Annotated in this window: 8 protein-coding genes; 4 read left to right on the top strand and 4 right to left on the bottom strand. The window is 66.1% G+C overall.

Annotated elements, in window-relative coordinates; translation table 11 throughout:
* The first annotated feature begins 2 nt into the window (after positions 1–2).
* On the top strand, positions 3–761 hold the full coding sequence (gene cobA / locus ACOHX0_RS16775; RefSeq protein WP_420678298.1) for a uroporphyrinogen-III C-methyltransferase: 759 nt from the start codon (positions 3–5) through the stop codon (positions 759–761).
* Positions 762–966: 205 nt separating this feature from the next.
* The gene (locus ACOHX0_RS16770) at positions 967–3,759 is read left to right on the top strand and encodes a bifunctional aconitate hydratase 2/2-methylisocitrate dehydratase (protein ID WP_420678297.1); all 2,793 of its coding nucleotides are present in this window, start codon (positions 967–969) and stop codon (positions 3,757–3,759) included.
* Positions 3,760–4,159: 400 nt separating this feature from the next.
* Here ACOHX0_RS16770 and ACOHX0_RS16765 read toward each other — a convergent pair whose 3' ends face one another.
* The 3 genes from ACOHX0_RS16765 to ACOHX0_RS16755 are packed head-to-tail and all read right to left on the bottom strand — an operon-like array spanning position 4,160 to position 8,423.
* Entirely contained in the window at positions 4,160–5,644 is a 1,485-nt protein-coding gene (locus ACOHX0_RS16765) for an aldehyde dehydrogenase family protein (RefSeq protein ID WP_420678295.1), read from the bottom strand.
* Positions 5,644–6,816, bottom strand: a complete 1,173-nt coding sequence (locus ACOHX0_RS16760; RefSeq protein ID WP_420678294.1) for a mandelate racemase/muconate lactonizing enzyme family protein — start codon at positions 6,814–6,816, stop codon at positions 5,644–5,646. The genes ACOHX0_RS16765 and ACOHX0_RS16760 overlap by 1 nt, the downstream gene beginning before the upstream one ends.
* Positions 6,813–8,423, bottom strand: a complete 1,611-nt coding sequence (locus tag ACOHX0_RS16755; RefSeq protein WP_420678293.1) for a GMC family oxidoreductase — start codon at positions 8,421–8,423, stop codon at positions 6,813–6,815. The genes ACOHX0_RS16760 and ACOHX0_RS16755 overlap by 4 nt, the downstream gene beginning before the upstream one ends.
* A 101-nt stretch (positions 8,424–8,524) precedes the next feature.
* Between ACOHX0_RS16755 and ACOHX0_RS16750 the strand changes: the two genes are divergently transcribed.
* Positions 8,525–9,496 (top strand): LysR substrate-binding domain-containing protein, encoded by a 972-nt coding sequence (locus ACOHX0_RS16750; RefSeq protein ID WP_420678292.1) that lies wholly within the window; start codon positions 8,525–8,527, stop codon positions 9,494–9,496.
* 215 nt (positions 9,497–9,711) lie between these two features.
* Here the strand turns inward: ACOHX0_RS16750 and ACOHX0_RS16745 are convergent, their stop codons facing one another.
* Positions 9,712–10,353: a TetR/AcrR family transcriptional regulator gene (locus tag ACOHX0_RS16745; protein WP_420678291.1), complete on the bottom strand. Its 642-nt coding sequence runs from the start codon at positions 10,351–10,353 to the stop codon at positions 9,712–9,714.
* A 153-nt stretch (positions 10,354–10,506) separates the two neighbouring features.
* Here ACOHX0_RS16745 and ACOHX0_RS16740 point away from each other — a divergent pair, with 153 nt between their 5' ends.
* Positions 10,507–11,919, top strand: coding sequence for an aminotransferase (locus ACOHX0_RS16740; RefSeq protein WP_420678290.1), 1,413 nt, complete (start codon positions 10,507–10,509; stop codon positions 11,917–11,919).
* The last annotated feature ends 126 nt before the right edge of the window (positions 11,920–12,045 follow it).

The following is a 12,045-nucleotide window of genomic DNA, read 5'->3' as shown; positions in this document are numbered from 1 at the left end:
GCATGACCGACACTGATACACCCCGCGGCTCCCTCGCCCTTGTCGGGGCCGGGCCGGGCGCCAGCGACTTGCTCACCCTGCGCGCGATCCGCAAGCTGCAGGCGGCGGAGACCGTCTACTACGACCGGCTGGTCGACCCGGAGGTGCTGGAGCTGGCGCCTGCAACCGCGAAAAAGGTCTTTGTCGGCAAACACGTCGGTGCCCACGCCTGGCCGCAGGAGAAGATCAGCGCGGTGATCGTCGCCGAAGCGCTGAAGGGCCGCCGGGTGGTGCGTCTCAAATCCGGCGATCCCGGCATCTTCGGCCGCCTGCCGGAGGAGCTGGAGGCCGCCCGCGCCGCAGGGATCGAGGCCGAGATCGTGCCTGGCGTCACCGCCGCCTGCGCGGCCGCGGCGCAGACCGGCATTTCGCTGACCGAACGGGGGGTTGCGGACACGCTGGTGCTGACCACCGCAATCTGCCGGGCGGGCGATCCGCTGCCCGACTGCACCCGGCACGTGCAGCCCGGGACAACGGCGGTGTTCTACATGTCCGCAGGCCAGGCCACCCGGCTGCGCGAGGGGCTGTTGCGCATCGGCCTGCCGCCCTCTGTCCCGGTGACCGTGGCCGCCGATGTCTCCAAACCCACGGCCCGCACGCTGATCTGCCCGCTCGCCGACCTGCCTGAGGCGATGGCGCGCGAGGACATCGCGGGCTGCGCCGCGATCATCGTGACCTATCCAAAAACCGCTGCAGCGCGGATGGCGGCGGCGGGCGGCTGAGCCCGCGGCCGACGCCGGACCTGTCTGTCCCAAGTCTGGCGGAACTGCCTCGGCGCGGGCCGGTGTGGCAAACTGCCATCGCTGAACACCTTGCAATGCGGAAGCGTTTGGTATACCGCCGCATACAAACGGCGCAACCGGGTTCGCAAACTGCCTTCTGAGGCCCGGTGCGCCAACCTTTCAACGCTTACTAGCCGGGACAGCCATGAGCCTTTACACAGACTACCTGACCGAAATCGAAACGCGCAAAGGCGAAGGCCTGCACCCCAAGCCCATCGACGACGGCGCACTGGTTGCCGAGCTGATCGCGCAGATCGAGGATGAAGGCAACGCGCACCGCAAGGACTCGCTCGGCTTCTTCATCTACAACACCCTGCCCGGCACCACCAGCGCTGCCGGGGTCAAGGCGGCGTTCCTCAAAAAGATCATCCTCGGCGGCGCGGTTGTGTCGGAAATCACCCCTGCCTTCGCCTTCGAACTGCTGTCGCACATGAAGGGCGGGCCCTCCGTCGAGGTCCTGCTGGATCTGGCACTGGGCGAAGATGCCGCCATCGCGGCGCAGGCAGGCGACGTGCTGAAGACGCAGGTCTTCCTCTATGATGCGGACATGGCGCGGCTGAAGGCGGCCCTTGAGGCCGGCAATGCAGTCGCCAGGGACGTGCTGGAGAGCTACGCCCAAGCCGAGTTCTTCACCAAGCTTCCCGAGGTCGAGGAAGAAATCAAGGTGGTGACCTACATCGCCGCCGAAGGCGATATCTCCACCGATCTCTTGTCGCCCGGCAACCAGGCGCATTCGCGCTCCGACCGCGAGCTGCATGGCAAGTGCATGATTTCGGAAGCGGCGCAGAAGGAAATCGAGGCGCTGAAGCTGCAGCACCCGGACAAGCGCGTGATGCTGATCGCCGAAAAGGGCACCATGGGCGTGGGCTCCTCGCGGATGTCGGGCGTGAACAACGTGGCGCTCTGGACCGGCAAGAAGGCCAGCCCCTATGTGCCCTTCGTGAACTACGCGCCGATCGTTGCGGGCACCAACGGCATCTCGCCGATCTTCCTCACCACCGTGGGCGTGACCGGCGGCATCGGCCTGGACCTCAAGAACTGGGTGAAGAAGGTGGACGGCGAAGGCAAACCGATCCTCAACAACGACGGCAACCCGGTGCTGGAGCAGAAATATTCCGTCGCCACCGGCACGGTGCTGACGATCAACACCAAGGACCAGAAGCTCTACTCCGAAGCAGATGACGAAGAGCTGGCCGACGTGTCCTCCGCCTTCACCCCGCAGAAGATGGAGTTCATGAAGGCGGGCAGCTCCTACGCCGTGGTCTTCGGCAAGAAGCTGCAGAGCTTTGCCGCCGAAACGCTCGGCGTGGAGCCGGCGCCGGTCTTTGCCCCCTCCAAGGAAGTGTCGCACGACGGCCAGGGCCTGACCGCGGTGGAGAAGATCTTCAACAAGAACGCAGTTGGCGTGACCAGCAGCAAGCCGCTGCACGCGGGCTCGGACGTGCGGGTGAAGGTCAACATCGTGGGCAGCCAGGACACCACCGGCCTGATGACGGCGCAGGAGCTGGAAGCGATGGCGGCCACCGTCATCTCCCCAACCGTGGACGGCGCCTATCAGTCCGGCTGCCACACCGCCTCGGTCTGGGACAAGAAGGCGCAGGCCAACATCCCGCGCCTGATGCAGTTCATGAACGACTTCGGCCTGATCACTGCGCGCGACCCGAAGGGCGTTTATCACTCGATGACAGACGTGATCCACAAGGTGCTCAACGACATCACCGTGGACGACTGGGACATCACCATCGGCGGCGACTCTCATACGCGCATGTCGAAGGGCGTGGCCTTTGGCGCCGATTCCGGCACCGTGGCGCTGGCGCTGGCGACGGGTGAGGCCACCATGCCGGTCCCGGACTCGGTCAAGGTGACCTTCAAGGGCCAGATGGCCCCGCACATGGACTTCCGCGACGTGGTGCACGCCACCCAGGCGCAGATGCTGCAGCAGCACGGCGACAACGTGTTCCAGGGCCGCGTGATCGAGGTCCACATCGGCACCCTCCTGGCCGACCAGGCCTTCACCTTCACCGACTGGACTGCCGAGATGAAGGCCAAGGCCTCCATCTGCATCTCCAACGACGAGACGCTGGTGGGCTCGCTGGAGCTGGCCAAGTCGCGTATCCAGGTGATGATCGGCAAGGGCATGGACAACACCGCCGGCACGCTGGCCGGGCTGATCGCGAAGGCCGACAAGCGCATCGCGGAGATCAAATCGGGCGAGAAGCCCGCGCTGAAGCCCGATGCCAACGCGAAGTACTTTGCCGAGGTGGTGGTCGACCTTGACCAGATCGTCGAACCGATGATCGCCGACCCGGACGTGAACAACGCCGATCCCTCGCGCCGTTACACCCACGACACCATCCGCCCCGTGTCCTACTACGGTGCGGACAAGAAGGTGGACCTGGGCTTTGTCGGCTCCTGCATGGTGCACAAGGGCGACATGAAGATCGTCGCCCAGATGCTGCGCAATCTGGAGAATGCCAACGGCAAGGTGGAGTTCAAGGCGCCGCTGGTGGTCGCCGCGCCGACCTACAACATCATCGACGAGCTGAAGGCCGAGGGCGACTGGGAAATCCTGCAGAAGTACTCGGGCTTTGAGTTCGACGATCTGTTCCCCAAGAGCAGCGCGCGCACCGAGTACGAGAACATCCTTTATCTCGAGCGCCCGGGCTGCAACCTCTGCATGGGCAACCAGGAGAAGGCCGCCAAGGGCGACACGGTTCTGGCCACCTCGACGCGCCTGTTCCAGGGCCGCGTGGTGGAAGACTCGGCCGAGAAGAAGGGTGAATCGCTGCTCGCCTCGACCCCGGTGGTGGTGCTCTCCGCGATCCTGGGCCGGACGCCCAGCACGGAGGAATACAAATCCGCCGTCGAGGGCATCGACCTGACCAAGTTCGCCCCGCCGGTGGAAAAGCCCGAGGGAACCCGCTCGGCGCATTTCTAAGGCCTTCTGAAGGCCCGGTTTCCGGCCGCGCGCCCTCTGCCAGCCTGCGTATCCCGCGGGCCGGCAAAGGGGCCGCGGCCGGTTTCGTTTTGCGGCAAGCCGCGCATCTCCGGCGCGCGCGGAGGCGATCCGAACCGTCGCAACTGGCAGTTTATGTCTGCCAGGTCCGTAGGCCCTCTCGAGGAACCGCCCAGCGGCAGCCAAATCGCCGCCGCGTGGGGGCGTGCCGGCGATGCGCGGCGGCCTCTCGGCCTTGTTCCGCGCTGGCACTCTCCGGAGACGGCCCAGCGCCAGCCCACCTGCCGGCTGACGCGGGCGCTGGCGTTCTCCATAGCGCTGGCTAGCGGTTCACAGCCGCCCTTATGTGGATCTCCGCAAGGGGACCACCAAGCCGCAGCCTCTATACAGCCAGGGTGATGGCCTTGGCGCGGGTGTAGGCGTCGAGCCCTTCCAGCCCCTTCTCGCGGCCAAAGCCGGACTTGCGGTTGCCGCCAAAGGGCAGCTCGATACCGCCCGCCCAGTAGTCGTTGACGGTGACCTGCCCGGCGTCCACCCGCTGCGCCATGCGCAGAGCGGTGGACATGTCGCGGGTGTAGATCCCGGCCGCCAACGCGAAGTCGGTACCATTGGCAAGCGCCAGCGCTTCCTCCTCCGTGTCAAAGGCCTGCACGGCGAGGACGGGGCCGAAGATCTCCTGTGTCACGGCCTCGTCACTGGCAGCGAGGTTGTCGAGGATGGTCGGCTCAAAGAACCAGCCCTTGCCGGTCTCCGGGTCCGTGGCCGCTTTGCCGCCGGTCACGATCTCAACGCCGCGGGCGCGGGCGCGCTCCAAGTGGGCTGCAATCTGCGCCAGGTGCCGCTCGGAGTTCACGGCACCCATGTCCGGGTTGCGCAGACCATGCCCGAAACGCAGGGCCTGCGCCTTCGCCGCCAGCCGCTCCAGCACTTCGGCGTGCAGATCGCGGTGGATCACCAGCCGCGAGCCGGCCGAGCATATCTGCCCGGCGTTGGAAAAGATCGCCCAGAGCGCGCCTTCCGCCACGGTTTCCGCATCGGCGTCGGCAAAGGCGATGAGGGGCGACTTGCCGCCCAGCTCCAGCGTCAGGCCGGTCACGTTCGGTGCCACCGCCTGCATCACGCCGACGCCGGTTGCGACCGAGCCGGTGAAGGTCACATGCCGCACACGGTTGTCGGCAACCAGCGGCGCGCCGGCCTCGATGCCTGTGCCGGTCACCACGTTCACCACCCCCGCAGGCACGCCCGCGCGGACCAGCAGCTCGGCGATCAGGAGCGCGGTGAAGGGCGTGGTCTCCGCCGGTTTCACCACCGCCGAGCAGCCTGCCGCAAGTGCCGGTGCAATGCCGCGCGCCAGAGTCGAGGTCGGGTAGTTCCACGGCACGATATGGGCGGTCACCCCCACCGGCTCGCGCAGGGTGAAGGCGGCGTTGCCGTTGCCGAGGTTAACGCTGCGCCCGTCCAGCTTGTCGGCAGCACCTGCGTAATATTCGAACAACCGCGCCGAACCCGCGACGTCGCCCTGCGCTTCCGCCAGCGTCTTGCCGCTGTCGAGGCTTTCCACCACCGCGAGCCGCTCCGCCTCGGCGCGCATCAGGCGGGCGACCTCGTTCAGGATCGCGCAGCGGCGGGCGGGCGGCGTGCTGCACCAGACCTCGAAGCCCTCGGCGGCGCTGGCCACGGCGCGGTCCACGTCCGCGGCGGTGCCCGCGGCAAATTCGGCGAAGGCTGTGCCGGTACCGGGATCGAAGCTCTGCATCCGGTTGCCGTCATCAGACGCCACGAATTGCCCGCCGATGAAGTGGTCGCGCGGCAGGTCCGGCAGGGTGCCGGTATCGAAATAGGTGGAAATCAGGTGGTCGGCGGTCATCAGGCGTCCCCGCTGCATTTGTAGGTGGATTTGGCGAGCCATTCGGGATTGATTTCGACGCCCCAGCCGGGGGCCTCGGTCACAACCGCCTGGCCGCCGGAGATGGTGTAGGGGTCGTTCACGAACAGCCCGCGCTGCCAGGGGTAGTAGTCGTCGCCCTCGATCGAGAATTCCAGATAGCGGCCCGGGTTCGGCACCGCGCGCAACAGGTGCATGGTGAAGAGCGTCACCAGCGAGAGGTTGGCGCAGTGCGGTGTGCAAGGGAGGCCCGCGGCATGGCCCATCCGAGCCACGTCCATGCTGCGCGCCATGCCGCCCAGGTACAAGATATCGGGCTGGATGATGCTGACCGCGCGCATCGCGATTATCCGCTTCCATTGCTGCAGGTCCCAGTCCTGCTCGCCGCCCGCCACGTCGATATCGAGCGCCCGGGTCACTTCCGTGGTCTGCTCGAGCTCCCAGTAAGGGCACGGTTCCTCGAAATGCTCATAGTCATTGGCCTCCAGTTTCCGCCCGACCTCGACGGCGCGGGCCGGGCTGAAGCCGGAGTTGCCATCGGCGAGCAGCGCGGCGTCCGGTCCCATCGCCTTGCGGATCGCGGGAATGATCGCCTCGGTGCGGCCCTCCCACTCGTCGCGGTCCTGGCCGCATTCGGCGCCGACGCGCACCTTGAATGCATCAAACCCCTGCGCGTCGCGCAGGCGCAGCATCCGGGCGGCCTCGTCCTCCGGGGTGAGGTCGCGCCGCATTGAGGACGCATAGGCCCGCACCGGCCCCGCCGAGCCGCCCAGCAACTCGGCCACCGGCTTTTCCGCCGCCTTGCCGCGCCAGTCCCAGACGGCAGTGTCGAGCCCGGCCATGGCGCGGCGCAGGTAGGTGCCGGGGAACTTGTGCTCGCGCAGCGGCACCTCGGCGATCACCTCCTCCAGAGCATCCATGCCGCGTCCCAGCGCCCAGGGCGCCACCTGGCGGTGCAGGATCTCGCAGGTGAGGTCGCTGTTGTAGGTCGAAACCTGCCCCCAGCCGGTGGAGCCGTCCTCTGCCGTGACCCGCACGAAGCCGATCAGCGGGGTGCAGAAAGTCTCGATCCGGCGGATGCGCGGACCGGTGTCGTCCTGGCCGCGGTCGTGCGGGACCGGCACCGCGCCGGACATGGAATAAGGCGCGCTCATGCATCCTCCAGAATGAGTTCTGCGGCGCGGTGCGCCAGCATCATGGTCGGGGCGTTGGTGTTACCCGAAGTGATGTTTGGAAAGACCGAGGCATCGGCGACCCGGATGCCCTCGATCCCATGCACTTTCAGCCGCGGGCAGACCACAGAAGCCGCGGCCTCCGCGCCCATCCGGCAGGTGCCTGAGGGGTGGAAGACGGTGCCGCAGCGCGCGCGGAAATCTGCGAGGATCTCGTCGTTGTCCATGCGGCGCAGGTCCGGGTCCATCGCCGACGCCACCAGCCCGTCCAGGGCCTTGGTGGTGATCAGCCGCTGGCACAGCCGGCCGCCCGCCACAACCTGCGCCCGGTCCTCTTCGGTTGCCAGCGAGTTCGGCCGGATGCGCGGTGGTGCCGCCGGATCAGCGGCGCTGATGTCGATGCGGCCGCGGCTGGTGGGGCGGGCCGGCTGAAAACCGATGATGAACCCCGGGAAAGGATCGGGCTGCACCACCGTGCGTTTGCCATCGGGCGACGTGGTGTAGGTGACCGGGTTGAAATAGAGCTGCTGGTCCGGACGCCCCAGCTCCGGCGCCGAGCGGAAATAGCCGCCGCACTGGTTCACCGACAGCGCCAGCGGCCCGCGCCGTGTAAACCCGTATTGCAGGGCCGCCCGCACCTTGCCCAGGAGCGGCCGCAGCGCGTTGTTCAGCGTTGGCTCGGTGGCGCGGAAGTAATAGTTTATCCCCAAGTGGTCCTGCAGGTTGCCACCCACATGCGGTGCGTCCAGCAGCGGGGTGATGCCGTGCGATTTCAGCAGTTCTGCCGGGCCGATGCCCGATAGCTGCAACAGCCGCGGCGACGTCACCGCCCCGGCCGACAAGATGATCTCGCGCCCTGCCCGCAGGGTCAGCGTGCGGCCCCGGCGGCGCAGCTGCACGGCCGTGGCCCGGCGGCCCTCGCACACGATCCGCTCCACCAGCGCGCCGGTCATCAGGGTCACATTCGACCGCTTCAGCGCCGGCGCGAGATACGCCCGCGCCGAGTGCATCCGCCGCCCGCCGCTGGTGTTGATCCGGTAGACCGCCGCGCCCTCGCCTGTGCTGCCGTTGAGGTCATCGGTCCGCGGCAGGCCCAGCTGGTCCGCGGCGGCAAAGAAATGCCGGGTGGCCGGGTGGATCTGGTTGGAGACATCCTGCACATGCAGCGGCCCGCTGCCCTGGCGTTCGCCACTGGCGCTGATCCGGGTCTCCATCGCCTCATAGGTCCCGCGCACGGGGTCCCAGCCCCAGCCGGTGGCGCCCGCCGCGGCCCAGTCGTCGAAATCGTGCGGCAGGCCGCGGGCATAGACCAAGGCATTGATCGCCCCCGAACCGCCCACCACTTTGCCGCGCGGCCAATAGCCGCTGCGCCCGGCGAGCGCCTCTTCCGGCTCGGTTTCGTACTTCCAGTTCACCGAGGGATCGAAAAATGTCTTGCCATAGCCGAGCGGCAGCGCGATCCACGGCGACCAGCCGCGCCCGCCCGCCTCCAGCACCAGTACCTTGTGGCGCCCCGAAGCGCTCAGCCGCTCAGCCAGCACGCAGCCCGCGGATCCCGCGCCGATGATGATGAAATCGTAGTCCGCCACTGTGCCCTGCCCGATGCCTGTGTTGCCGCTGGATCGTTACAAAGCCGCAGCGCAAATCCCAAACGAAAAAAAAATCGCCGTTACCTTAAAAATTTTTGCAGATGATCTATTCTGCCTGCATGTACAAGGAATTACCCCCTCTGATGTGGCTGCGCGCTTTTGACGCCAGCGCCCGTCTGGGCACGTTCACTCTCGCCGCAGAGGAGCTCGGCCTCACGCCCTCGGCCGTCAGCTACCAGGTCCGCGGACTGGAGGCCCAGCTCGGCCACAAGCTGTTCCGGCGCGAGCGCAAGACGCTGGTGCTGACGCAGCTGGGGCAGGCCTACCGCCCAGTGGTGGCCAAGGCCTTTGCCGATCTCGACGCCACCACCTCAAACCTGTTCGGCCGGGGGGCGGAGGCGGAGATTACCCTGCGCTGCGTCAGCTCACTGAACTTTTTGTGGCTGGTGCCGCGGCTGGAGCGGTTCAAAGCCGCAAGCCCCGCAAGCCGCCTGCGCGTGCTTTCGGCCTCCTGGGCGGAACTGGCCGAGGGAGAGCAAATCGACGTCGACATCCGCTACGGCGACGGCAACTGGCCGGACGGCGAAGTGCTGCCGCTGATGACACACAAGGTGATCGCCGTTTGCGCCCCGGCCTTGCGCGGCAGCGGCGACCCGCAAGACCTGGCCCGGGGGCCGCTGATCGAACTGGCCGGCGTGGTCGACACCTGGCGGCACTTCTTTGCCCTGCACGGGCCGGACTGCCCGGTGCCGGAACCCGCCTACAAGATGGATCAATCACTGATCGCGCTGGAGCTGGCCAGCCGCGGTCTTGGCACGGCGCTTGTGGCTGAGGTCTTTGCCCGGCCCTATCTGGAACGCGGAGATCTGGTCCAGGCGAGCGGCTGCACCCTGCCCGCGCGCCAGGGGCACTACCTGGTGCTGCCCGCGGAACGCAACCGCTTCCGTCCGGAAGTGAGCGCCCTGGTGGCCTGGCTGCAGGAAGAGGCCCGAGGCTCGTCTCCGCCGCGCGGCCGCAATACCGGCCGGCGCACTGCAGCCGGATCCGCGCCAGTGCGCACCCGGGATGATTAGGGCGCCGACACATCGGGAAGAGGCTTGGCATGCCGCGCAAACGGGCGCCGGAGGAGACCGGCGCTGTGCGGGAGGTGCGGCCGTGGCGGTATTCGGTTGCGGGAACTGGGACTGGACACAGTTTTCTGACCTTTGAACTATCTGACCTTTGAGCGCCCGGAACTTCGTTGCTGCCCGCCGTACCAAGGAAGCGGTCTGCCGCCCCCCTTTGCCGGTCAGAAATAGCCGGGGAAGAAGGCGCGGGCGGTGGTCCGGCAGATTTCCACCGCGCCTGCCCTGCTGAACTCGTCGGGATGGGCGTGGAAATCGGTCCACAACCCTTCCAGCAACGACATGATCGCCATAGCTACCTTCTCGGGATCGCCCTGTGTTCCGCATGCTGCACAAAGCACCCTGCAGCAGCTGCGCACATGGTCATGCAGGTCAGTTCCACGGGTTTCGATGTATCCGGACCCAAGCACCTGCAGATCAGGTTCGGCGCGGAAGGCAAAGGTCAATCGTGCGCTGCGCTTGTTCAGGACCGCTTCGGAGAAATCCGTTTCGAACAGCGCCTGCAGGCGGGCAGCGGCATCTTCCGGTGTGCTTACCCCTTCTGAAACCTGGCTGGTGAAACTCTGCCAGGCTGAATTGTATTCCCGCGTCATGTGTCTCGCGAGTTCTCGAATCAGATTGTCTTTCGACTGGAAGTGCAGGTTGATCATGCCGCGGGACAGCCCGGATTCCTCCTGGATGCGGCTGATTGTTGCGCCGCTGACACCATGCCGGAGGATCACGCTGGCGGTGGCTTCGAGCAGGACTTCCCGGTGCAACCCCTTGTCCACTTTCCGCTTTTTCTTTGTATCTTCGGCACTTGCCATCTGCCTGCCCCTTGTTCTCCCGACCGGCCCGCTGCCTTTCCAGCACCTTGCCCGTGATTGCAACAAATTTCCATCGACAATGAACGGTCGTTCACCTACGCCTCAATGTATGAACGTTCATTCATTAATCAACAATCCTGGACAGAGGGCGAGATGGCCAAATTTGCGAACGACTTCGAAAACTTCAAAACCTGGGACAAGGAGAACTATTTCCACCCGTGGGAGGGGCTGGAAGTCCAAGGACCCGGAAAGGCCGGCAGGACGTTCAGCGAGTATGCCGAAGGCATTTATGTTTACGACGAGCACGGCAACAAGGTAATCGACGGCCCCGGCGGCATGTGGTGCATGCAGCTTGGTTACGGCAACGCCGAAATTGCCGAGGCGATGGCGGACCAGGCCCGCAAGATGGCCTATTGCTCCCCCTTCAGCGAGGCCACTTCAGTCAGCGCCGAATTTGCCCACGCGATTGCCGAACGTGCGCCGGGCGACCTCAACCGGGTCTTTTTCACCACCGGCGGCTCCACCGCGGTGGACACCGCCATCCGCTTTGTCCACTTCCGCAACAACCTGCTGGGAAAGCCGGCCAAGAAGCGGGTCATCACCCGGGCGCACGCCTATCACGGCGGCACCTATCTGACCGCCTCGCTCAGCGGCAAGCCGAGCGAGCGCCAGTGGTTCGATACGGATCAGGACATTCCTCATATCCTGCCGGACGTGAACGCCTTCCGCCGCCCCCAAGGCATGAGCATCGAAGCCTTCCTTGATGAAAAAGTCGCGGACTTGGAAAACGCCATCCTTGAACTGGGCGCGGACAGTACCGCCGCCGTCATCGCTGAACCGGTGCTTGGCTCCGGCGGCGTAATCGTGCCGCCCGCGGGCTACCACCAGCGCTGCCTGGAGGTCTGCCGCAAGCACGACGTGCTGTATATCTCCGACGAGGTCGTCACCGGCTTTGGCCGCTTGGGCCACTGGTTCGCCTCCGAAGAGCTGTTCGGCATCACCCCCGACATCATCACCTGCGCCAAGGGGCTGACCTCGGGCTATGCGCCGATGGGGGCCGCGGTCTTCTCCGACCGGCTGTTCAAGGACATCGAGGGCGATGTCTCCAAGGACGTTTATTTCACCAGCGGCTACACTTATTCCGGCCATCCGGTCTGCGCCGCCGCGGGCCTCAAGAACATCGAGATCTTCGAGCGCGACGGCATCTTGGAGCACGTCCGCCAGGTGACCCCGTATTTCCAGAAACGCCTGCACCAGATGCTGGATCTGCCGCTGATCGTTGATGTGCGCGGCATGGGGCTGGTGGGCTGCATCGAATGCTCGCTGACCCGTGATGGCCAGGCCAGCGCCGGGATCGACGCCACCATCGGCGCGGTGATCGACGCCCGCTGCCAGGAACTGGGCCTGATGGTCCGCCCCTACGGCAACATGGCGATCTTCTCGCCGCCGCTGGTGATCACCGAACCGCAGATCGACGACATGTTCGACATGCTGACGGAAGGCGTCGAGCGCGCCACCCGGGAGTTGCTGGAACAGGGGCTCGAATTGGAACAGGAGCGGGCCTAAGGCTCAGGACCCATTGATTTCCGTTTGGCCGCGTGATTCACGGTGCTCAAAACGAGCGGTGAACATGTCTGACCTTTTCTGGCTGAGCGACGAGCAGATGGCCCGTCTGAAACCCTTCTTCCCAAA

Source organism: Cribrihabitans pelagius, from assembly GCF_048820915.1.
GTDB classification, from domain to species: domain Bacteria; phylum Pseudomonadota; class Alphaproteobacteria; order Rhodobacterales; family Rhodobacteraceae; genus Cribrihabitans_A; species Cribrihabitans_A pelagius.
Note: the sequence above shows the minus strand (reverse complement) of the source record. Positions and strands in the feature narration are given on the sequence as shown.